We start from the raw sequence: 21553 nt of genomic DNA, 5'->3' as shown, positions 1-21553 counted from the left end.
GCAGGGGCTCTCGGCCTCGGCCGCCGCGCGGGTCAGGCCTGGGCGATGCCGTTCGTGCCGCCCGCGCCCGCCTGGGCGATCTGGCGCCGGTAGAGCTCGGCGAAGTCGATCGGGTTCAGCATCAGGGGCGGGAAGCCGCCGTCGCGCGTGGTCTCCGACACGATCGCGCGCGCGAAGGGGAAGAGCAGACGCGGGCCCTCGATCATCAGGACCGGACGCAGGTGCTCCTGCGGGATGCCCTTGAGGGTGAAGATGCCGCCGTAGGAGAGCTCGACGATGAAGACCGTCTTGTCGGCGGCCTTGGCCTCGGCCCGGATCGCGAGGGTGACCTCGAAGACGTCCTCGCCGAGCTGCTGCGGGCGGACGTCGACCCCGATGTCGACCTGGGGCTGCGGCTGGTTCGGCAGCAGGCTGTGCGGCGCGTTCGGGCTCTCGAAGGAGAGGTCCTTCACGTACTGCGCGTTGATCATGATCGGCAGAGCGGCCGGGCCGCCGTTCTCGTCGTTGCCGTTGCCGCTGCCGGCGCTGGTCTGGTCGGTCATGGCGTGCTCCTGGGCATCCAATCCGGGTCGGGCGCCGTGCCTAGCACGGATCCGGTGCCGCGGACAATGTTCGCCAGTCGAACCGGACGATTTGACAGTTGTGGACCTCGCGGCCGGTCAGGGCGCGGATGAAGCCCCAGTGCGAGACCACCAGCATGTGTTCCCGGTTCGCGCGTGCGCGGGCTAGCTCCAGGAACTCGGACGCGCGGCGGGCGATGCCGCTCTCGGGCTCCCCGAAATCCGGCCACCAGGTCTCGGCCAGGTGGGAGAGATCGAGATGCGGCCAGCGGATCGCCAGCTCGCCCGTCGGCGTCCCGATGTCGCAGGACATGGCCGCCCGCTCGCCGACCAGCGGATCGACCTCGACCGGAACCCCGAGCACCTCGGCGATGATCGAAGCCGTCTGCAGCGCGCGGGTGTAGGGGCTCGCGACGATTGACTCGATCCGCTCGCCCGAAAGGGCCGTGGCGGCGGCCATCGCCTGGGCCTGCCCGGTCTCGGTCAGCTCGGGGTCGTGGATGCCCGGGTCGACCCGGCTCCGCGAGAACAGCCTGTTGAAGTGGCTCTCGCCGTGGCGGAGCAGGATCATGCGCGCCGGCCCGGCGGCGGTTCATGGCTGTCGGAGCGCGGCAGGCGCGCGGGATCGGCGCCGAGCTCGCGGAACTCTCCGTCGATCACCACCGGCCCGGTCCTGCGGGTCTCGGCCGTGGCCCAGACCTGCACGCGCCCGTTGCGCAGCAGCCAGGCCATGGCGCGCCGCCCGACCCAGCGGCGCAGCGGAGGGATCAGCAGCAGGATGCCGAGGACGTCCGTGAAGAAGCCCGGCAGCAGCAGCAGCAGCCCGCCCAGGAGGACGCAGGCGCCGTCGAAGACCTCGCCCACCGGCAGGTCGCCGCGGCCCATCGCCGCCTGGGCGCGCGCCAGCACGGCGAAGCCCTGGGTGCGCATCAGGACCGTCCCGAGCACCGCCGTCGCGACGATGATCCCCAGGGTCGGCCACAGGCCGATCAGCCCGCCGACCTGGATGAACAGGGCGATCTCGACGATGGGAACCAGGAGGATGGCGAGCAGAAGATACATGGGCGTCCTTGCTCTTCGGGCCTCGACGGCCTATGTCTGAACGACGGTTGGGCGATGCCGCGATTCCGCTCGATCACATCACAGGTAATGTGCCCGAGGCTTCCGATCCAGGGCGCATTCCTCTTGGCGAAGGACGCGACGGGAACCGCGCATGGGTGAGGGCTCCTTACTGATCGACGTCGTCATCTTCGGGATGATCGCGGTTTTTCTGGTGTATCGCCTGCGCAGCGTGCTGGGGCGCCGGCATGGCGAGGAACGGCAGCGGCCGAATCCCTTCGCCGCGCCGCCGAAGACTGCCGTGCCCGAGAGCCGCGACAACGTCGTCCCGCTGCCCGGTCGGCCGCGACCCGCCTCTGCCGAGCCCGGCGCCGCGGCGGACGAGCCGCAGTCCCTGGCAGCGTCCATCGCCGCGGTGCGGGCGGCCGATCCGACCTTCGATGAAAAGACCTTCCTGGAAGGCGCCCGGGCAGCCTTCGGCATGATCGTCGGCGCCTTCGCCGAGGGCGATACCGCGACGCTGCGGCCGCTGCTGTCGGACGAGGTCTACGGGAACTTCGCCGCTGCGATCCGCGAGCGCCAGGCCCGGCGCGAGACGCTGGAGACCCGGATCGTCGCCATCGACGACACCGACCTGGCCGAGGCGGCGCTGGACGGCCGCACGGCGCTGATCACGGTGAGGTTCGTCAGCCACCAGATCAACGTCACGCGCGATGCCCAGGGGGCGGTCGTCGATGGCGATGCCGAGCGTCCCGTCGAGGTCGTGGACATCTGGACCTTCGCGCGCGACACCCGTTCGCGCGATCCCAACTGGACCCTGGTCGAGACGCGCGTCCCGCAGTGAGGGCATTCCGCGCCGCGCTGCCGGCCCTGTCCCTGGCCCTGCTGGCAGCCGCCTGCGCGCCGCGCGAGGCGGAAAAGCCGCCCGCCCCGGAACCGCGCCTGGCCCTTGCGCCCGCCGCCTTCTCAGACCTGCCGGGCTGGGACGCCGACGCCCTGGACGAGGCCCTTCCGGCCCTGGCGCGATCCTGTGCGAAGCTGATGGCGCTGCCGCCCGACCGCGGCCTTGGGGTCGCGGGCAAGGCCGGTGACTGGGCGGGTCCCTGCGGCGCGCTGCCTTCGGTGCCGCCCGGCGACAGGGCAGCGGCGCGCGGCTTCATCGAGGCGTGGTTCCGGCCGTGGTCCGCCGGCGATGGGTCCGCCGGCGACGGAAGCGCCTCCGACGGCAATGGCCGCGAAGGGCTCTTCACGGGCTATTACGAACCCGAGCTCCGCGGTTCCACCAGGCCCGACGCCCGCTACCGAACGGCGCTGCTGCGCCGCCCCCCCGACCTGGTGATGGTGGATCTCGGCGAGTTCCGGCCGGCGCTGCGGGGCGAGCGGATCGCGGGACGCGTGGTCGGCGGGCGGCTGAGGCCCTTCGAGGACCGTGGCGCCATCGCCTCTGGCGCCCTGGACGGCAAGGGGCTGGAGCTCGTCTGGGTCGACGATGCCGTTGACGCCTTCTTCCTTCATATCCAGGGATCCGGCCGTGTCGTGCTCGAGGACGGCAGCGTTCTGCGCGTGGGCTATGACGGCCAGAACGGACATCCCTATGTGGCGGTCGGGCGGGAGCTGGTGGCCCGCGGGGTGCTGACGCGCGAGCAGGTGTCGCTTCAATCGATCCGGGCGTGGATGCGCGCCAATCCGGGGCAGGCGCAGAGCCTGATGGACCTGAACCCGTCCTACGTCTTCTTCCGCAAACTCGCCGGCGAGGGGCCCGAGGGCGCGCAGGGCGTCGAACTGACCCCGCGGCGCAGCATCGCCGTCGATCCCCGCTTCATTCCCTACGGCGTGCCCGTCTGGCTGGAGGCCGAGGACCCGCTGGGCGCCCCTGCCCCGCTGCGCCGGCTGATGGTGGCGCAGGATACCGGCGGGGCGATCCGCGGCCCGGTGCGCGGCGATGTCTTCTGGGGGCACGGGGCAGACGCCGAGGAGCGCGCCGGCCGCATGCGCAGCCGCGGTGTCTGGTGGCTGTTGCTGCCCCGGGGGGTGGCTCCGGATTTGGGAGCTTCCGCCCCTGCGCGGTGAGTGGTATTACCACTTGACTTAGGACAAGCCCCGGATCCCGCCTGATGGCCCAGCCGAGCCATAAGCCCCGCGTCGCCCTCTTCGTCACCTGCCTCGTCGACATCTATCGTCCCAGCGTCGGCTTCTCGGCCATCGAGCTGCTGGAACGCGCCGGCTGCACCGTCGAGGTGCCGCGCGCCCAGACCTGCTGCGGCCAGCCTGCCTATAACTCGGGTGACCGCGCCGATGCCAAGGCGCTTGCGCGCCAGGTGATCGAGGCCTTCGAGGGTTTCGACTACGTCGTCGCGCCCTCGGGCTCCTGCGCCGGCATGATCAAGGAGCATTACGTCGAACTGTTCGCCGACGATCCCGCCTGGTTCCAGAGGGCGCAGCATCTGCGGCACCGCACCTACGAGCTCCTCAGCTTCCTGGTGGACGTGCGCGGCCTGGAGCGGGTCGAGGCGCGCTTCGAGGGGACGGTCACCTACCACGATTCCTGCTCCGGCCTGCGCGAGCTCGGGGTCAAGCAGCAACCGCGCCGCCTGCTCGCCAGCGTCGGGGGGCTTGAGCTGCGCGAGCTGCCGGGGGCGGAGGTCTGCTGCGGCTTCGGCGGGACCTTCTGCATCAAGTATCCCGACATCTCCAACAAGATGGTCGAGGACAAGGCCGTGGAGATCGAGGCGACCGGCGCCGGCACCGTCCTGGCCGGCGACATGGGCTGCCTGCTGAACATCGCGGGAAAGCTCAAGCGGCGCGGCTCGGCGGTGCAGGTCCGCCACGTTGCCGAGGTCCTGGCCGGGCAGGCTGCCTCGGTGCCGCCCATCGGCGAAGCCTGAGCGCAGGGAGCGCAGCCATGCAGAGCACCAGCCACGCCTTCAAGGACAACGCCCGCCAGGCAGTCGGCGATCCGCGCATCCGCAAGGCCATGGGGCTGATGAAGCCGGGCTTCCAGGACCGGCGCGCCCGCGCCCTGTCGCGGCTGCCGGAGTTCGAGCGCCTGCGCGAGGAAGGCAAGGCGATCAAGGACCACGTCCTCGCCAATCTCGACGTCTATCTCGAGCGCTTCGAGAGCAAGGTCGTGGAGGCCGGCGGCCAGGTGCACTGGTGCCGCAACGCCGCCGAGGCGCGCGAGGCGATCCTGGGCATCTGCCGGAGCATCGGCGCACGCACCGTGACCAAGGGCAAGTCGATGGTCGCCGAGGAGATCGCGATCAACGACTACCTCGAGGAGCAGGGGCTGACCCCGATCGAGACGGATCTCGGCGAGTACATCATCCAGCTCCGGAACGAGCCGCCGTCGCACATCATCGCCCCGGCGGTCCATCTCTCGAAGGAGGACGTGGAGCAGTCCTTCCGCGAGATCCACACATGGATGGATCCGGCGCGGGTCCTGGCCGAGCCGCGCGCCCTGGTGAACGAGGCGCGCGAGGTCCTGAGGCGCAAGTTCCAGGAGGCCGATGTCGGCATCACCGGGGCGAACTTCCTGATCGCCGAGACCGGCTCGACCGTGATCGTGACCAACGAGGGCAACGGGGACCTGACGCAGACCCTGCCCAAGGTCCACATCGTCCTGGCCAGCCTGGAGAAGGTGGTGCCGACGCTGGAGGACGCCAGCACGATCCTGCGCCTCTTGGCGCGCTCGGCGACCGGGCAGGAGTTCTCGGCCTACACGACCTTCTCGACAGGGCCGCGCCGCCCCGGCGACCTGGATGGGCCCGAGCAGTTCCACGTGGTCCTGGTCGACAACGGCCGCACCGCCATGCTGGGCACGGAGTTCCAGGAGATGCTCCGCTGCATCCGCTGCGGCGCCTGCATGAACCACTGCCCGGTCTACGCGGCCGTGGGCGGCCATGCCTATGGCTGGGTCTATCCAGGCCCGATGGGATCGGTCCTGACGCCGTCGCTGATTGGCGTGCAGGAGGCCGGGCACCTGCCCAACGCATCGACCTTCTGCGGGCGCTGCGAGAGCGTCTGCCCCATGAAGATCCCGCTGCCGAAGATGATGCGCCATTGGCGCGAGCGCGAGTACGAGAGCAAGCTGCAGCCCGCGGCCTACCGCTACGGGCTCGGCATTTGGGCGTGGTTCGCTCGGCGCCCCGCGCTCTATCACCTGGGCACCAGGCTGGCCGCGGGCTTGCTCGGCCGGCTCGGTCGGGGACGCGGGCGCATCGCCTCGCTGCCGCTGGCCGGCGGCTGGACGGGTGGCCGCGACATGCCGGCGCCCCAGGGAAAGACGTTCCAGCAGCTCTGGGCCGAGCGCGCCCGCGGCCGGGAGGCGGCCTGAGCCATGACGAGCGCGCGCGACCAGATCCTTGCCGGGATCCGCCGGTCCCTCCGGCGTGACGCCCCTGCCCCGTCCGACGCCCAGGCCTGCGCCGAGCGCATCGAGCGGCATCCCAGGAACCTGATCCCGGCGCGGGCCCAGCTGCCCCACCCCGAGCAGGTCGAGCTGTTCGTTTCCATGCTGGGCGAGGTCGCGGCGACGGTGCAGCGCCTGCCAGGGCTCGAAGCGGTGCCGGACGCGGTGGCGGACTACCTGGCGAGCCAGAACCTGCCTGCCGAGCTGCGCATGGCCCCCGATCCCGACCTGGAAGGGATCCCGTGGGAACGGCGGCCGACCCTGACCATCACCACTGGTCGGGCCGAGGACCGCGATCCCACCAGCCTGACCGGGGCCGCGGCGGGCGTCGCCGAGACCGGAACGCTGGTGATGACCTCGGGCGCCGAGCATCCGACGACCTTGAACCTGATGCCCGACACCCACATTGTCGTGCTGCGCGCGGACCGGATCGTCGGCACCTACGAGGACGCCTGGGACGTGCTGCGGGCGCGCGGCCCCGTGCCGCGCACCGTGAACTTCATCACCGGACCGTCCCGAACCGGCGACATCGAGCAGACGATCCAGCTCGGTGCCCACGGGCCCCGGCGCCTTCACGTCCTGCTGGTGGAGCAGGCCGGCGCCTGAGGGCCGCCGGGCGGAGCAGTCGCGCAAGGACGAGCATGACCCGACGCCGACTGCCCTCTGCCGAGGAGATCCGTCTCTGGCGGCTCGCCATGCGCGATGCGGAGCCGCTGCCCGGACGGGCGGCCCATCCCCCTGAGCCGGAGCCCCCTGCTCCGCCTGCGGGCCAGGCGCCCGCCGACGGCGCGAAGCCGGCCGGCGGCCCTCTGTCCAGTGTGGCCTCGCGGCCGGCTCCGCCTCCGGCCCTTCCAGAGCTGGACCCGCAGCGGCCGGCCGGCATCGACCGCCGCACGGACGAGCGGCTGAGACGCGGCCGGCTCGACATCGACGCGCGAATCGACCTGCACGGCATGAGCCAGGACGAGGCGCATGGGGCGCTGGTCGGGTTCCTGCTGCGGTGCTGGAGCGACCAGCGGCGGACCGTTCTCGTGATCACGGGAAAGGGGCAGCGCGGCGGCGGCATTCTACGCAGCGCCGTGCCCCGCTGGTTGAACGAGGCGCCGCTCCGTCCGCTCGTCCTGACGGTCAAGCACGCGCAGCCGCGCCATGGCGGCGAAGGCGCGCTCTACGTTCTCCTGAAGCGGCGCAGGGGCAGTCCTTCATGACGCCCTTCGGCGCGCGGATCCGCGAGCTCAGGGCGCAGCGCGGGCTAAACCTCAAGGACATGGCCGAGGCGCTGGAGATCTCCTCGGCCTATCTCTCGGCCCTGGAGCACGGGCGCCGGGGCCAGCCCTCACCCCAGCTCGTCCGACAGATCTGCGCCTATTTCGGCCTGTTCTGGGACGAGGCCGAGGCGCTGGAGCGCCTGGCCCAGGTCAGCCATCCGCGGGTCACCGTAGACACCTCCGGCCTGAGCCCGCGCGCGACGGAGCTCGCGAACCAACTCTCGGAGCGCATCCGCCGGCTGGATGCGGCCACGGTCGACGAAATGCTGGCGCTGCTGGCGGAGGGGCCCCGGCGCGCGGCCGTCCGGTTCCGGCGGGCGGTGCCGGTGGTGCCGTCGCTGGATCTCGGCAGGAGCCTGGCATTCTACCAGGAGCAGCTCGGCTTCACCGTCCTGTTCAGGACCGAAGACTATGCGGCGCTGGTCCGTGGTGCGGCCGAGTTCCATCTGTGGCGCTGCCACGACCCCGCGATCCCTCGCGCGACGGGCTTCCGGATCGAGGCGGCAGCGATCGATTCCCTGCACACGGCCTGTTCTGCCGCGGGGATCGTGCATCCCGACGCCTCCCTGGGAGAACGGCCCTGGGGAGTGCGGGAGTTCGCGATCGTCGATCCCGACGGCAACCTGCTGACCTTCTTCGAGCGCCTGCGACGCTGACGCCGCCGGATCGTCCCAGGGGTCCGCCCTCGCCCTTCGGGTGAAGACAGGCGTTTCACGTGAAACAACGCCCTACCCCGGTAAACCCGGAGCCGCCTGCCGATGCCCGTCGGTCAGGCTCCGACGACCACTCCAGCCAGGGCATAGAGCGCAAAGGCGCCGAGCACCAGGCCCGAGCCGCGGTTTATCCAGCGCAGCGTTTCCGGACCAATGCGGTCCCGGGCCAGCGCGACGCCCCCTGCCAGCAGCAGCCACCAGGCGGCCGAGCCGAGGAAGACGCCTGCGACCATTGCGCTGGCTCCCCCCGCATCGCTTCCGATCCCGACGCCCAGCGCACCGAACACCGCGACGAAGCTCAGGATCGTGGCCGGGTTCGCGACCGTCAGCGCCGCGGTCGACAGGAAGGCCGCCAGCACGCCGCGCCCGTTTCCGGCGGGCGCCGCCTCGGAGGCGGGCTTCGCTCGGAAGGTGCCGATGGCGAGCCAGAGCAGCACGGCCCCGCCCACGACCCGCAGGGCGACCTGCTGGCCCATCAGGACCTGAGACACGGCGGTCAGGCCGAAGGCCGCGACGGCACCATAGAAGGCATCCGCGGCCGCGGCGCCAAGCCCGCTGGCGAAGCCCAGGACCATGCCACCGGACAGCGTGCGGCGGATGCACAGAAGCCCGATCGGCCCGACAGGGGCTGCGATCGAGAATCCCAGCAGCAGGCCCTTCGCCAGGAAGGAAACGGCGTCCAAGGGATCATTCCTCCGGCAGCACCGCGCTTTCCTTGGGCGAGGAGAGCACGATTACGGTTTCCGTCCGCAGCACGCCGGGTACCGTCTTCAGCACCTCCGACAGGAGCCGCTCCAGGTCCGGGATGCCGCGGGCGCGGATCTTGAGGAGGTAGGACCACGCGCCGGTGACGTGGTGGACCTCCAGCACCTCGGGGACGGCGCAGGCCCGCGCGAGGAAAGCCTCGTTGTGCTCGGGCCGGTCGATCAGCACATGCACGAAGGCGAGCACGCCGAGGCCGAGGCTCGGGGCCGAGACACGCGCGCCCCAGCCCTGGATCACCCCGCGGTCCTGCAGCTTGCGCAGACGTTCGTTCGCCGCCGAGACCGACAATCCGGCCGCGGCCGCGATCTCGGCGTAGCCAGCGCGTCCGTTCGCCTGAACGAAGGCGATGATCTTCCTGTCTGCTTCATCCATGGCCGCAAAAATAACGGCATGGTGGCGAGCATGGAAGAAAAAATACGTGAACGGGGGAGAACGTCGGGTTGGGACGGCGCAGGGGCGCCGTCCTGCCGTTCCGGACTCGCCCGGCTCAGGGGATCAGGACCGTCGACCCCGTGGTGCTGCGTGCCTCCAGCGCCCGGTGGGCCGCGGCGGCGTCCTTCAGGGCAAAAGTCTGGTTAACCGCCAACCTCACGGCGCCGCTGCCGACGACGTCGAAGAGCTCCTGCGCGCTGCGGACGAGGTTCTCGCGCTGGGCGATGTAGACGAACAGCGTGGGCCGGGTGACGTAGAGCGAACCCTTGGCGGCCAGGATGTTGAGGTCGAAGGGTGCGACTGCCCCGGAGCTTTGCCCGAAGAGGACGGCCAGCCCGCGCGGGCGCAGGCAGTCCAGGCTCTTCATGAAGGTCGCCTGCCCGACGGAGTCGTAGACAACGGGAAGGCCGGCGCCGCCGGTGATCTCCTTCACACGGGCGACGAAATCCTCGCGCGTGTAGACGATGGTGTGGTGGCAGCCATTGGCCCGTGCCTGCTCGGCCTTCTCGTCAGAGCCGACGGTGCCGATCACGGTGGCCCCGAGACGCCGCGCCCATTGCGTCAGGATGGTGCCGACGCCGCCGGCCGCGGCGTGGACCAGGATCGTGTCGCCGGGCTGCACGGCATAGGTCGCGCGCAGCAGGATCTGCGCCGTCATGCCCTGAAGCATCATGGAGGCGGCCTGCGCGTCCGCGATCCCGTCCGGGATCCTCACGAGCCGGTCGGCCGGCATCAGGCGTGCCTCGGCATAGGCCCCCATTGGCGGAGCCGCGTAGGCGACCCGGTCGCCGACGGACAGCCCCTCCACCCCGCTCCCGACCGCCTCGACCACGCCTGCGCCTTCCATGCCGGGGACCGCCGGCGTTGCGACGGGATAGAGGCCGGTCCGGTGGTAGACGTCGATGTAGTTGAGGCCGATCGCCGTCTGGCGCAGGCGGACCTGCCCGGGCCCGGGCTCGCCGACCTCGACCTCCTCCCATTGCAGCACCTCGGGACCGCCGGTCCGGTGGATCCGGATCGCATGCACCATGCTCTTCCTCCCTTTCGTCGCGCGCTACAGCAGGGTCCGGACCCCGGCCTCGAAGCGCATCAGCCATTCCTTGGTCGACAGGCCGCCCTGGCCCGAGTAGCCGCCTGCCCCGCCGGTCCCGACCACGCGGTGGCAGGGGATCACGATGGGCAGCGGATTGGCACCGCAGGCGCCGCCGACCGCACGGGCGGAGGATCCCACCCGGCGCGCAACTTCGCCATAGGTCGCGACGCACCCGCAAGGAATGCCAGCCAGGACGTCCCAGACGCGCCGCTGGAAGTCGGTGCCTGCCGGCCGCAGGGGCAGGTCGAAGGCGCGGCGCCGCTCGGCGAAGTAGTCGGCGAGCTGCGCCGCCGCCCTCATGAGCACGGGGTCATCCCCCTCGGCGCCGAGATCGCCCCAATCCAGGGCCGTCAGCGCGCCGGACGAGGCCGTCAGCGTCAGGGGGCCGAGCGGGCTGGGGACTGGCAATCGGGCCATGCGTGTCGAGCGATGGGTGGCGGGGCTCAGCGTGCGGTCAGGTTCGCCTTCAGGTCCGCCGCATCGGTGACGGGCGCGAGGCAGACCATCTCGGCGCAAAGATACGCCGCTGCCCTGCCCCCGACCATGCCCTTCCCATGCGCGGGATGGCCCGTCGGCAGGGCCGAGCCGGGACCCAGCACGCTCAGGACCCGGTCCGGCATGGAGGTGGTGCGCACGGCGTCGAGCAGCGCCGCGGTGTCGGGTGAGCCGGGCTCCCCCACGATCACGATCTGCCGGGCGGAGCCCAGCAGCTCGGCCCCGTTCATCAGCGTCGCCAGCGGGAAGAAGTTGCGTGCAAGCTCGCCGGAGAATGCGGCGACTAGCGCCTCGGCGCGCTCGCGGTAGCGCGGCTCTCCGGTAAGGCACCAAAGCCGGGCCAGCACCTCGACCATGACGCCGTTGCCGGAGGGCGTGGCGCTATCTGCCGCGCTCTTGGTGCGCACGATCAGCCTTTCGCCGTCATCGGCGGTCAGGAAGTAGCCGCCCAATGCCGTGTCCCAGTGGTGCTGGTCCAGGATTCCGACCCAGGCGGCGGCCTGGTCGAGATGGGCCTGCCGGCCGGTCACCTCGAAGAGGGCCAGGCCCGCGCGTGCCATGGCGGCGAGGTCGTCCAGCGTGCCCAGCGGCTTCGCGATCCCGTTCCGCCAGCTGTGGCGCAGCCGGCCGTCCTCGGCCATGGTGCCCGAGACGAAGGCGAAGGCGCGCTCGGCGGCGGCGATCCACTCCGCCTCGGAGAAGGCGAAGCCGGCCTCGGCCAGGGCCGTGATCATCAGGCCATTCCAGTCGGCGAGAACCTTGTCGTCCCAGCCGGGCCGCACCCGGCGCGACCGCGCGGCCAGCAGCCGCTCGCGCGCCTCGGCCAGACGCGCCTCCTCCTCGCCGGTGCCGAGCTCCATGCGGCCGAGGCGGTTCAGGATGGTGGCGCCTTCCCGGTTGCCCTCGGCCCAGTTGCCCTGCGGCGTGACGTCATAGGCCTGCTTGAAGGCGGTGGCGTCGGGGCCGAGCACGGCGTCGATCTCCGCCTCGGTCCAGACGTAGAAGCGCCCCTCCTCGCCCTCGCTGTCGGCGTCCAGCGTGCTCGCGAAGCCGCCACCCTCGCCCGCCGTCATCTCGCGCAGGCTCCAGGCCACGGTCTCGCGGACCCGGGCCGCGAGCACGGGATCCCGTGTGTCCTGCCAAACCAGCGTCATCAGCTGGATCAGCAGCGCGTTGTCGTAGAGCATCTTCTCGAAGTGCGGCACGAGCCAGCGCTCGTCCGTCGAATAGCGCGCGAAGCCGCCACCGAGATGATCGTAGATGCCGCCCTGGGCCATGTGGCGCAGCGTGGTCTCAACGGCCATGCGGAACTCGATGCGCTCGGTGCGCTTCCAGGCGCGCCAGAGCAGCCCGAGGATCGAGGTCTGCGGGAATTTCGGGGCGGAGCCGATCCCGCCATGGACGGGATCGATCTCGACGACCAGGCGCTCGGCGACCTGATCCAGGATCGCGGGGTCGATCGGGCCGCCGGCCTGGCTCCGCGACAGGCGCTCGAGCGCCTCGCGCAGGGCGGTCACGTTCTGGGTGACCTTGGCGGGATCCGCTCGATAGGCCTCGGCCACGCCGCGTAGCACGTCGCGGAAGCCTGGACGGCCCCAGCGTGTCTCGGGCGGGAAGTAGGTCCCGCCCCAGAAGGGCTCGCCCTTCGGCGTCAGGAACATGGTCAGCGGCCAGCCGCCGGGCTGGCCGAGCATGGCCAGGGCGGACTGGTAGATCTGGTCGATGTCGGGCCGCTCCTCGCGGTCGACCTTCACGGGGACGAACAGCGCGTTCATCACCTCCGCCGTCTCGGGATCTTCGAAGCTCTCATGGGCCATCACGTGGCACCAGTGGCAGGCCGCATAGCCCACGGAAAGCAGGATTGGCCTGTCCTCGGCCTGGGCGCGCGCCAGCGCGGCCTCGCCCCACGGCATCCAGTGCACGGGGTTGTCCCGGTGCTGGAGGAGATAGGGGCTGGTCTCGGCGCCGAGCAGGTTCGCGGATTGCTGCGGGGCGGTCTGTTCTGCGGAGGTCATGGCGAGCGCTCCTTCCCGCGGCCGGGCCGCTTTGCGCGGGACGACCGGCACCTATATGATGGGCCCCGCCCCTGCGCGGGCTCAACCCGAATGCGCCGAGGGTCAGGCGATGAAAATCACGGTCGACGTCGATTGCACGCCGGAGGAGGCGCGCCAGTTCCTGGGGCTCCCCGATGTGCGCCCTATGCAGGACGCCCTGATGCAACAGCTTCAGGAGCGGTTGAGCGCCAACCTGCAGGCGATGGATCCCGAAACCATGCTGAAGACCTGGCTGCCCGCGAGCATCCAGGGTATCGAGCAGATTCAGAAGGCCTTCTGGTCGCAGATGACCGCGGCCATGGGAAGGACTGGTGGAAGTGAGCGATCCTGAGCCCTATTTCGACGCCCACGTCTTCTGCTGCACGAACCAGCGCCCGGCCGGTCATCCGCGGGGGTCCTGCGCCGCCCGGGGGTCCGAGCGGCTGCGCGATTACATGAAAGCGCGGGCCAAGGAGCTCGGCCTCGAGGGGCGGATCCGCGGGCGGATGCGGGTGAACTCCGCGGGCTGCCTGGATCGCTGCGAGCTCGGCCCGATCATGGTGATCTATCCCGAGGGTGTCTGGTACACCTACCGGTCCGAGGAAGACGTGGACGAGATCCTGCTGACCCATCTCGCAGGGGGCGGTCGGGTGGAGCGGCTGATGCTGCGTCCGGACCAGGTCGAGCCCGCGGCGTGACCGATACGGTCTTCGCGCTGGCCTCGGCGCCGGGCCGGGGCGGCGTGGCCGTGATGCGCGTCTCCGGCCCCGCGGCCGGCGGTGCGCTGTCCGCCCTGACGGGCCGCTCCCTGCCCCCCGCCAGGCGTGCGAGCCTGGCGCGGCTGCGCGACCCCGGGACTGGGGACCCCATCGATACGGGCATCGTCCTGTGGTTCCCCGGCCCGGCGAGCTTCACCGGCGAGGACGTGGCCGAGATCCAGGTCCATGGTGGCCGGGCCGTCGTCGCCGCGCTGGCCGAGGCGCTGGCGGCCCGACCAGGGCTCCGGCCTGCGGAACCCGGCGAGTTCAGCCGGCGTGCCTTCGAGAACGGGCGGCTCGACCTGACCGAGGCCGAGGCGATTGCGGATCTCGTGGATGCCGAGACATCGGCCCAGCGCCGGCAGGCGCTGCGGCAGATGGACGGCGCGCTGGGCCGGCTCTACGAGGACTGGCGCGGGCGGCTGATGCGGGCGCTCGCCCATCTCGAGGCCGAGATCGATTTTCCGGACGAGGATCTGCCCGGCGGCGTCGGCGCAGCCGTGCGGCCGGTGCTGGAGGCGCTGGCCGGCGAGATCGCGGATCACCTGGACGACGGGCATCGCGGCGAGCGGTTGCGGGACGGGATCTCCGTCGCGATCCTGGGTGCGCCCAATGCCGGGAAGTCGAGCCTGCTGAACGCGCTGGCCCGGCGCGACGCGGCGATCGTGTCCGAGACCGCCGGCACGACGCGCGACGTGATCGAGGTGCACCTTGACCTCGGCGGCTATCCCGTCGTGCTGGCCGACACCGCCGGCCTCCGCGAGGCGACGGATGCCGTCGAGACCGAGGGCATCCGGCGCGCGCTGGCGCGCGCCGAGGCCGCGGACCTGCGCATCGCCGTCTTCGACGCGGCCGCCCTGCCCGCGCTGGACGCGCGCACGGCGGCGCTGCTGGGCGGGTCGACCCTCGCCGTCGTGAACAAGATCGATGCGCATCCCGGGGCGGTGGTGCCGAACGGGATGATGGCCCTGTCGGCCAAGACCGGGGCGGGCGTGGCCGCGGTGATGGGCCGCCTGGAAGCGCTGGTGGCCGAGCGCTTCGGCGTCGGCCAGGCGCCGGCGCTGACGCGGGCGCGGCACAGGGCCGCGCTGGAGGACTGCCGCCGCGCGCTTGCAGGCGCGCTCGAGGCGCCGCTGCCCGAGCTGGCCGCGGAGGACGTGCGCCTGGCCGTTCGGGCGCTGGGCCGGATCACGGGCCGGGTCGATGTCGAGGATCTGCTGGACGTGATCTTCCGGGACTTCTGCATCGGGAAGTGAGGAGTGGTCCGGTTGGACCGCCTCGGCGGCTCAGTGCGGCCGGGCCTTCCGTTGTTTCACGTGAAACGCCGCACGCAGCTTTGACGGGGATGGGCCGACCCCCTACATTCGCCGCCATGCAGAGCTTCGACGTCATCGTGGTGGGCGGCGGTCACGCCGGGTGCGAGGCTGCGGCCGCCTCGGCGCGGCTGGGTGCGCGGACGCTGCTGCTGACCCACCGGATCGAGACCATCGGCGAGATGTCCTGCAACCCCGCAATCGGGGGCCTGGGCAAGGGGCATCTGGTGCGCGAGATCGACGCGCTGGATGGGCTGATGGCCCGCGTGATCGACCGGGCCGGCATCCAGTTCCGCATCCTGAACCGCAGCAAGGGTCCTGCCGTGCGGGGGCCGCGCGCGCAGGCGGACCGCAAGCTCTACCGCCAGGCCATGCAATCGGCGCTGGCCGAGCAGCCCGATCTGACGTTGCTGGCCGATGCCTGCGAGGACCTGGTCACGGATGCCGACGGGCGCGTGACCGGCGTTCGCGGCGCATCGGGCACACTCTATTCCGCCGGTGCCGTGGTGCTGACCACCGGCACCTTCCTGCGCGGTCTGATCCATATCGGGGAGGAGCGGGCCCCGGCCGGCCGCGTGGGCGAGGCGCCCGCGCTGGGCCTGTCCGCTGCGCTGGCGCGCCTCGGCTTCCCGCTGGGCCGGCTGAAGACCGGGACGCCGCCGCGCATCGATGGGCGGACCATCGATTGGGCCGGGCTGGAGTCTCAGCCCGGCGACGAGCCGCCCCCGCCCTTCTCGACCCTGACCGAGCGCATCACGACGCCCCAGGTCGCCTGCGCCGTCACCTGGACGAGCGCCGAGGCCCATTCGCTGATCCGCGCCAACTTGCATCGCGCCCCGATGTACAGCGGCCAGATCGAGAGCATTGGCCCGCGCTACTGCCCCTCCATCGAGGACAAGGTGGTTCGTTTCTCGGACAAGGAGCGCCATCAGATCTTCCTGGAGCCCGAGGGGCTGGACGACGACACGGTCTATCCCAACGGCATCTCGACCTCCCTACCCCGCGACGTCCAGGCGGAGCTGCTGAAGACGATCCCCGGGCTCGAGCGTGCCGTCATGGTCCGGCCGGGCTATGCCATCGAGTACGACTTCGTCGACCCTCGGGAGCTGCGTCCGACGCTGGAGACGCGCCGGGCGCCAGGCCTCTTCCTGGCGGGGCAGATCAACGGCACCACGGGATACGAGGAGGCCGCGGCCCAGGGGCTGATGGCGGGGATCAACGCCGCGCTCTCCGCCGGCGGCGGGCGCGAAGGCTTCGTCCTCGACCGGGCCGAGGCCTATATCGGCGTGCTGGTCGACGACCTGGTGACCCGTGGGACCAACGAGCCCTACCGGATGTTCACCTCCCGGGCGGAGTACCGGCTGCTGCTGCGGGCCGACAATGCCGACCAGCGCCTGACGCCGCGGGGCCTCGCCGTCGGCTGCGTCGGCAGCGCGCGCGCCGCCGCCTTCGGGAACAAGGCCGCAGGGCTGGCGGAGGCGCGCCGCCTTGCGGCCTCGCTCCAGGCGACGCCCAACGAGCTGCAGCGCCATGGCCTCTCTGTGAACCAGGACGGCGTCCGGCGCAGCGTCGCCGACCTGCTGCGCTATCCCGACATCGACCTGGCGCGTCTGGCGCGGGTCTGGCCCGAACTCGAGTCCCTGCGACCCGATGTCGCCGAGCAGCTCGAGATCGATGGGCGCTATGCCGGCTATGTGGACCGGCAGGAGGCGGACATCCGGGCCTTCCGCCGGGACGAGGCTCTGGCCCTGCCGGACGATCTGGATTTCGACGGGATCGGCAGCCTGTCTGCCGAGATCCGGCAGAAGCTGAACCAAGCCCGGCCGGCGACGCTGGGAGCGGCGGCCCGAATCCCGGGCGTCACGCCGGCGGCGCTGACAGCCCTGCTCCGCCACGTGAAACGCCGGGGTGAGCGTCTTGGCGCCTGAGACCGGCGCCGCGCTGCTGCGGCGCGCCCTGCCCGACGTTTCACGTGAAACATGCGATCGCCTGGCAGCCTATGCCGCCGTGCTCGCGAAGTGGCAGAAGTCCATCAACCTCGTGGGACCGCGCACCCTGGAGGAGGTCTGGACGCGGCATTTCCTCGATTCCGCCCAGCTCCGGGCGCTGATCCCGGCCGAGGCGCGGGTGCTCGTGGATCTCGGCAGCGGGGCCGGCTTTCCCGGCCTCGTGCTGGCGATCCTCGGGATTGCCGAGGTTCACTTGATCGAGAGCGACACCCGCAAGGCCGCCTTCCTGCGCGAGGCGGCGCGCGCGACCGGCACGAGCGTCACCGTGCATGCGAGACGGATCGAGGAGGTCGCGCCGTTCGAGGTCGACATCGTTACGGCACGAGCGCTCGCCCCTCTGGTCGAGCTGCTTCCCCTGGCCGAACGGTTCGTCGGCCCCCGAACACTTTGTCTGTTCCCTAAGGGACAAAATGTGGATGCCGAATTGACCGAAGCCACCAAAGCTTGGAAAATGCAGGTCGAGAGGCTGGCAAGCCTATCGGATCCCAGGGCGAGTGTTCTGCGCCTGTCCGGGATCGTTCGTGCCTGAACACCTGACGCAGCCGCCTTCCGAGGCCCCATGACACGCGCCCGCATCATCTCCATAGCGAACCAGAAGGGCGGCGTCGGCAAGACCACCACCGCCGTGAACCTTGCGACTGCCCTTGCCGCGGTGGGCAAGCGTGTGCTGCTGATCGACATGGATCCGCAGGGCAACGCCTCGACCGGCCTGGGCATCGACCGTCAGGCGCGCGAGTACGGCACTTACCAGCTCCTGTTCGACGAGATCACCATCGAGCAGGCTGCGACGGCGACCACCGTGCCCAACCTGTCGATCGTGACGGCCTCGGTCGACCTTTCGGGAGCCGAGATCGAGCTGGTGAGCTCGGAGCGCCGTGAGTACCGCCTGCGACAGGCGCTCGCCAACAGCGCGCTGGCCTTCGACTATGTCCTGATCGACTGCCCGCCCGCGCTCGGCCTGCTGACGCTGAACGCTCTGGTCGCCTCGGATGCGGTGATGGTCCCGCTCCAGTGCGAATTCTACGCCCTCGAGGGCCTGTCACACCTGATCCGCACCATCGAGCGGGTGAAGCGGGCCTTCAATCCCGGCCTCGACATCCATGGCGTCGTGCTGACGATGTTCGACAAGCGCAACAACCTCTCGGAAATGGTCGCGGCCGATGTGCGCGGCTTCTTCGGGGACAAGGTCTACGAGACCGTGATCCCGCGGAACGTGAAGGTTTCCGAGGCGCCGTCCCACGGCAAGCCGGTTCTGATCTACGACCTCCGCTGCCCAGGCGCCCAGGCCTACGTCCACCTGGCCGGCGAGGTCCTCAAGCGCGAGAAGAGAAGGCTGATCGCCTGATGGAAGAGAACAAGCGTCGCCCGAGCCTCGGCCGGGGCCTTTCCGCCCTGTTCGGGGAAGCCGCCGAGGATGTGGTCGAGTCGGCAGGGCGTCCGCCGCGGACAGTGCCGATAGAGTTCGTTCACCCCGGCCGCTTCCAGCCGCGCAAGCGCTTCGACCAGGAGGCGATCCAGGCGCTGGTGGAATCCGTGCGCGAGCGCGGGATCCTGCAGCCGCTCCTGGTGCGCCGGCATCCGGAATCGCCGAGCGAGTACGAGCTGATCGCGGGCGAGCGCCGCTGGCGCGCCGCGCAGATCGCAGGGCTCCACGAGGTTCCCGTGGTCCTGCGCGAGCTGAGCGACCGCGAGGCGCTCGAGATCGCGCTGATCGAGAACATCCAGCGCCAGGACCTGACGCCGCTCGAGGAGGCCGAGGGCTACCGCCGCCTGATGGACGAGTTCGCGCATACGCAGGAGAACCTGGCCAAGGCCCTGGGCAAGAGCCGCAGCCACATCGCGAACATGCTGCGCCTGCTGTCCCTGCCCGACCCCATCAAGGAGATGGTCGGCGACGGGCGGCTGACCGCCGGCCACGCCCGCGCGCTGCTCGGCGTGCCGGAGCCGGTGGCGGTGGCGCGCCAGGTCGTCGAGAAGGGGCTGAACGTTCGCCAGGTCGAACAGCTCGCCCGCGAGGCCCAGGCCACCAAGGCCGACCCCGTCTCCGCCGCCGGGCGGGCGGTCGCCCGCGCGGCGGCCCAGGCGAAGGACCCCGATACCCTGGCCCTGGAGCGCGAACTGACGGAACGGCTCGGGCTCAAGGTCACCATCGGGCCCCAGGGGCCCGGCGGCACCGTGACCATCCAATACCAGAACCTCGACCAGCTCGACGAGGTGATCCGGCGGCTCTCCGGTGGTGCCTGAGGGCCCGCTGGATCCATGACCACGGATCCGACGGCGGGCCGTCGATCCCCATCCTGTAGGCCGAGGCCCGGCTGCAGGTCCCATTCAGACAGCGGGACCTGAAGGGTCGGTTCGGGGTGCCCGAGCCCGGGGCCCTCAGCCGTAGAAGGACGTCCGGTGGTCGGGCAGCTCCGGCGCCGGCGCGCAAGGCAACCGCAGGCGGACGCGCAGCCCGCCGAGCACGCCCGGCTCCAGTCGCTCCATGGAGACACCCATGCGCCGGCACAGCTCGGCGACGATCGAGAGGCCGAGGCCGACCCCGTCGCCGCCGGAGCGCCCGAGCCGCTGGAAGCGTTCGAAGGCGCGCTCGAACGCGTCCGCCGACAACCCGGGTCCGTCGTCCTCCACCAGCAGGTCCATTGCGCCTCGCCGGTCGCCCGCGACCGCCACGGTGACCCGACCCGGCGAGGCAGCATACTTCACGGCGTTCTCGACGAGGTTGCGCAGCACGATCGCCAGCAGTTCCGGATGAGCCGTGACCGCGGCCGAGCGCGGCGCCTCCAGCGTGATCTCCACATTGCGCTCGTTGGCCGAGGGCACCAGCTCGGCCACGCCGGACTGCACGAGCTGGACAAGGTCGAACCGGCTCCCGGGGCTCCGCGTCAGATCCAGGGACTGCGACCGGGCGACGTCGAGCAGCTGCGCGACCATCCGGCCGGCCCGGTCGGTGGCCTCCAGGATCTTGGCGAAGCGCGGCCGGATGCTCGCGGGCAGCTCGCCTTCGAGGGTTTCCACCTGTGCCCGGATCGCGGTCAGCGGCGTGCGCAGCTCGTGCGCCGCGTTCGAGACGAAGTCGCGCTCGCGTTCCAGCACCAGTTGCAGCCGTGCCATCAGGCCGTTCAGCGCGTGAGCGACCCCACGCAGCTCGCTCGGCACCTCCGCCTCGTCCAGCGGCGCGAGGTTGTCCTCGCTGCGGTCTCGGACCTGCCCGGCGAAGGCACCGAGCGGCGTCAGGCCGGAGCGGATGCCCACGGCCAGGGCGATGGCCACCAGTGCCGTCGTGCACAGGACATAGGTCGCCACCAGGCCGGCGACCTGCGCCGAGGAGAACAGGTCCTCGTAAGCGTCGAAGCCGATCACGACCTGCGTGCCGGTCCGCTCGTCCTCGAAGGTGTCGACGATCCACGCAGTGTCATCGATGTGGGCCTTGCCCTTCCTGGGCAGGGCCAGCAGCTGACCCGGCGACAGAGCCTCCGAGGCATAGAGCAGCTGCCCGTCCCGGCTGATCACGACCAGGTAGTCGTTGAGGTCGAAGGCAGAGCTTCGCTGCTGCTCGAAGACCGGCAGCACCGTCGGCGAAGCCGGCTGTGCCGAGGCGAAGGCCAGCATCACCTGCGCCGTGTGGGCGGTTCGGCTGTGGAATGACTCGTTGTACTCCACGGCGACCGCGACCCAGATCAGGGCGGATGCCGGGATCCAGACAGCCGCGATGAGCCAGGCCAGCCTGCGCTGCAGGCGCGTGCGGATCGACGGCATGCTATTCCCTCGGCAGCATGTAGCCGACCCCGCGGATCGTCTGGATCAGGTCGGGGCCGAGCTTGCGGCGGATCTGCGAGACGAACACCTCCAGCGTGTTGCTCTCGGCCTCCCCGCCCCAGCCATAGAGGTGGTCCTCGAGGGCATGCCGGGTCAGGACCCGGCCCTGGTTCTCGACGAGCAGGCGCAGCAGCGCGAAGACCTTCGGCGTCAGCGTGATGCTCTCGCCGCCGCGCCGCACGGTGAAGGACCCGGGATCGATCCGCAGGTCCCTGTACTGCAGCAGATCCGGCCGGCGGTCGCCGCGGCGCCGGGCGAGCGCGCGGCAGCGGGCCATCAGCTCCTCCATGGCGAAGGGCTTGACCAGGTAGTCGTCGGCGCCGAGGTCGAGGCCGCGGACCCGGGTATCCATCTCGTAGCGTGCGCTGAGGATCAGGATCGGCAGGCTGTGGCCGCCCGCCCGCTGCTCCCGCAGGATCTCGAGGCCATCGCGGTCCGGCAGGCCCAGGTCCAGGACCATCAGGTCGAAGGCATCCAGCTCCGTGATTCCTTCGAGGCTCGCGCCGTCCGGGAGCCAGTCGACGGTCATGCCGGACCGGGTCAGGCGGGCGCGAATGGCGTCGCCGATCAGCGGGTCGTCCTCGACGAGCAGGATTCGCATGTCTCACTCCCTGTCAGCACGGCGACAAGGTCTCATGGGAACCTGAAGCGAAGCTGAGTTGCCGTGCGGCCGCGTTCAGGTCCGGTTCAGGCACGGATGGCAGGGTCCGCGCCATTCCCGACCCAAGCATAAGGCGCAATCAACGTGACAAGCACATCCTTAGGCCGAGGGCCGCTCCTGGCGGCGGCCCTCTGCGCGGCCGCGGCCGTCCAGATGGTGGCGGGCAG

At 71.0% G+C, this 21553-nt stretch carries 24 protein-coding genes; 14 read left to right on the top strand and 10 right to left on the bottom strand.

Annotation, left to right across the window (positions count from 1 at the left end):
- Positions 1 to 32: 32 nt before the first annotated feature.
- Genes secB through JUB13_RS28245 form a run of 3 tightly spaced genes read right to left on the bottom strand, consistent with a single transcriptional unit; the run spans position 33 to position 1622 of the window.
- Positions 33 to 542 carry a protein-export chaperone SecB gene (secB, locus tag JUB13_RS28255; protein ID WP_207485367.1) on the bottom strand — a complete coding sequence of 170 codons (510 nt, stop codon included), beginning with the start codon at positions 540 to 542 and terminating at the stop codon, positions 33 to 35.
- Positions 543 to 582: 40 nt separating this feature from the next.
- Positions 583 to 1131, bottom strand: coding sequence for a histidine phosphatase family protein (locus JUB13_RS28250; protein ID WP_207485365.1), 549 nt, complete (start codon positions 1129 to 1131; stop codon positions 583 to 585).
- Positions 1128 to 1622: an FxsA family protein gene (locus tag JUB13_RS28245; protein ID WP_207485363.1), complete on the bottom strand. Its 495-nt coding sequence runs from the start codon at positions 1620 to 1622 to the stop codon at positions 1128 to 1130. Before JUB13_RS28245 ends, JUB13_RS28250 begins: the two co-directional genes overlap by 4 nt.
- A gap of 151 nt (positions 1623 to 1773) precedes the next feature.
- Between JUB13_RS28245 and JUB13_RS28240 the strand changes: the two genes are divergently transcribed.
- From JUB13_RS28240 to JUB13_RS32160, 7 genes are read left to right on the top strand one after another with little or no spacing between them, the layout of a single operon-like run.
- The gene (locus JUB13_RS28240) at positions 1774 to 2463 is read left to right on the top strand and encodes a Tim44/TimA family putative adaptor protein (protein WP_207485361.1); all 690 of its coding nucleotides are present in this window, start codon (positions 1774 to 1776) and stop codon (positions 2461 to 2463) included.
- On the top strand, positions 2460 to 3689 hold the full coding sequence (gene mltA / locus JUB13_RS28235; protein ID WP_207485359.1) for a murein transglycosylase A: 1230 nt from the start codon (positions 2460 to 2462) through the stop codon (positions 3687 to 3689). The genes JUB13_RS28240 and mltA overlap by 4 nt, the downstream gene beginning before the upstream one ends.
- A 44-nt stretch (positions 3690 to 3733) precedes the next feature.
- Positions 3734 to 4504, top strand: coding sequence for a (Fe-S)-binding protein (locus JUB13_RS28230; RefSeq protein ID WP_207485357.1), 771 nt, complete (start codon positions 3734 to 3736; stop codon positions 4502 to 4504).
- Between the two features lie 17 nt (positions 4505 to 4521).
- Positions 4522 to 5952 (top strand): LutB/LldF family L-lactate oxidation iron-sulfur protein, encoded by a 1431-nt coding sequence (locus JUB13_RS28225; protein ID WP_207485355.1) that lies wholly within the window; start codon positions 4522 to 4524, stop codon positions 5950 to 5952.
- Between the two features lie 3 nt (positions 5953 to 5955).
- Positions 5956 to 6633, top strand: coding sequence for a LutC/YkgG family protein (locus tag JUB13_RS28220; protein ID WP_207485353.1), 678 nt, complete (start codon positions 5956 to 5958; stop codon positions 6631 to 6633).
- A gap of 35 nt (positions 6634 to 6668) precedes the next feature.
- The gene (locus tag JUB13_RS28215; RefSeq protein ID WP_207485351.1) at positions 6669 to 7235 is read left to right on the top strand and encodes a Smr/MutS family protein; all 567 of its coding nucleotides are present in this window, start codon (positions 6669 to 6671) and stop codon (positions 7233 to 7235) included.
- Positions 7232 to 7951: a glyoxalase superfamily protein gene (locus JUB13_RS32160; protein WP_207485349.1), complete on the top strand. Its 720-nt coding sequence runs from the start codon at positions 7232 to 7234 to the stop codon at positions 7949 to 7951. Before JUB13_RS28215 ends, JUB13_RS32160 begins: the two co-directional genes overlap by 4 nt.
- 113 nt (positions 7952 to 8064) lie before the next feature.
- Here JUB13_RS32160 and JUB13_RS28205 read toward each other — a convergent pair whose 3' ends face one another.
- The 5 genes from JUB13_RS28205 to JUB13_RS28185 all read right to left on the bottom strand — a co-directional run bounded on the left by JUB13_RS28205 (position 8065) and on the right by JUB13_RS28185 (position 12808).
- Positions 8065 to 8691 carry a LysE/ArgO family amino acid transporter gene (locus JUB13_RS28205; RefSeq protein ID WP_207485347.1) on the bottom strand — a complete coding sequence of 209 codons (627 nt, stop codon included), beginning with the start codon at positions 8689 to 8691 and terminating at the stop codon, positions 8065 to 8067.
- Between the two features lie 4 nt (positions 8692 to 8695).
- A complete protein-coding gene (locus JUB13_RS28200) occupies positions 8696 to 9145 on the bottom strand; it encodes an Lrp/AsnC family transcriptional regulator (RefSeq protein WP_207485345.1) in 450 nt (149 codons plus the stop codon).
- Between the two features lie 115 nt (positions 9146 to 9260).
- Entirely contained in the window at positions 9261 to 10235 is a 975-nt protein-coding gene (locus JUB13_RS28195; RefSeq protein ID WP_207485343.1) for a quinone oxidoreductase family protein, read from the bottom strand.
- Positions 10236 to 10259: 24 nt separating this feature from the next.
- Positions 10260 to 10715, bottom strand: coding sequence for a methylated-DNA--[protein]-cysteine S-methyltransferase (locus tag JUB13_RS28190; RefSeq protein WP_207485341.1), 456 nt, complete (start codon positions 10713 to 10715; stop codon positions 10260 to 10262).
- 26 nt (positions 10716 to 10741) lie between these two features.
- A complete protein-coding gene (locus tag JUB13_RS28185) occupies positions 10742 to 12808 on the bottom strand; it encodes a thioredoxin domain-containing protein (RefSeq protein ID WP_207485339.1) in 2067 nt (688 codons plus the stop codon).
- A 109-nt stretch (positions 12809 to 12917) separates the two neighbouring features.
- Here JUB13_RS28185 and JUB13_RS28180 point away from each other — a divergent pair, with 109 nt between their 5' ends.
- The 7 genes from JUB13_RS28180 (at position 12918) to JUB13_RS28150 (ending at position 19150) form a co-directional block, all read left to right on the top strand.
- Positions 12918 to 13178 carry a DUF6489 family protein gene (locus tag JUB13_RS28180; protein ID WP_207485337.1) on the top strand — a complete coding sequence of 87 codons (261 nt, stop codon included), beginning with the start codon at positions 12918 to 12920 and terminating at the stop codon, positions 13176 to 13178.
- Positions 13165 to 13524: a (2Fe-2S) ferredoxin domain-containing protein gene (locus JUB13_RS28175; protein ID WP_207485335.1), complete on the top strand. Its 360-nt coding sequence runs from the start codon at positions 13165 to 13167 to the stop codon at positions 13522 to 13524. The genes JUB13_RS28180 and JUB13_RS28175 overlap by 14 nt, the downstream gene beginning before the upstream one ends.
- Complete coding sequence (gene mnmE / locus JUB13_RS28170) at positions 13521 to 14840, top strand: tRNA uridine-5-carboxymethylaminomethyl(34) synthesis GTPase MnmE (RefSeq protein WP_207485333.1); 1320 nt, start codon at positions 13521 to 13523, stop codon at positions 14838 to 14840. Before JUB13_RS28175 ends, mnmE begins: the two co-directional genes overlap by 4 nt.
- 116 nt (positions 14841 to 14956) lie before the next feature.
- Positions 14957 to 16825, top strand: a complete 1869-nt coding sequence (gene mnmG / locus JUB13_RS28165) for a tRNA uridine-5-carboxymethylaminomethyl(34) synthesis enzyme MnmG (protein WP_207485331.1) — start codon at positions 14957 to 14959, stop codon at positions 16823 to 16825.
- Complete coding sequence (gene rsmG / locus JUB13_RS28160) at positions 16815 to 17435, top strand: 16S rRNA (guanine(527)-N(7))-methyltransferase RsmG (protein WP_407928185.1); 621 nt, start codon at positions 16815 to 16817, stop codon at positions 17433 to 17435. The genes mnmG and rsmG overlap by 11 nt, the downstream gene beginning before the upstream one ends.
- A 30-nt stretch (positions 17436 to 17465) precedes the next feature.
- Positions 17466 to 18251, top strand: coding sequence for a ParA family protein (locus JUB13_RS28155; RefSeq protein ID WP_207485329.1), 786 nt, complete (start codon positions 17466 to 17468; stop codon positions 18249 to 18251).
- Positions 18251 to 19150, top strand: a complete 900-nt coding sequence (locus JUB13_RS28150; RefSeq protein WP_207485327.1) for a ParB/RepB/Spo0J family partition protein — start codon at positions 18251 to 18253, stop codon at positions 19148 to 19150. Before JUB13_RS28155 ends, JUB13_RS28150 begins: the two co-directional genes overlap by 1 nt.
- A 135-nt stretch (positions 19151 to 19285) precedes the next feature.
- Here the strand turns inward: JUB13_RS28150 and JUB13_RS28145 are convergent, their stop codons facing one another.
- Together JUB13_RS28145 and JUB13_RS28140 are read right to left on the bottom strand one after the other, a co-directional pair.
- The gene (locus JUB13_RS28145) at positions 19286 to 20665 is read right to left on the bottom strand and encodes a sensor histidine kinase (protein WP_207485325.1); all 1380 of its coding nucleotides are present in this window, start codon (positions 20663 to 20665) and stop codon (positions 19286 to 19288) included.
- 1 nt (position 20666) lies between these two features.
- The gene (locus JUB13_RS28140) at positions 20667 to 21326 is read right to left on the bottom strand and encodes a response regulator transcription factor (RefSeq protein WP_207485323.1); all 660 of its coding nucleotides are present in this window, start codon (positions 21324 to 21326) and stop codon (positions 20667 to 20669) included.
- Between the last annotated feature and the right edge of the window lie 227 nt (positions 21327 to 21553).

The sequence above is a fragment of the Arenibaculum pallidiluteum genome, from assembly GCF_017355985.1.
In the GTDB taxonomy this organism is placed as follows: Bacteria; Pseudomonadota; Alphaproteobacteria; order Azospirillales; family Azospirillaceae; genus Arenibaculum; species Arenibaculum pallidiluteum.
Note: the sequence above shows the minus strand (reverse complement) of the source record. Positions and strands in the feature narration are given on the sequence as shown.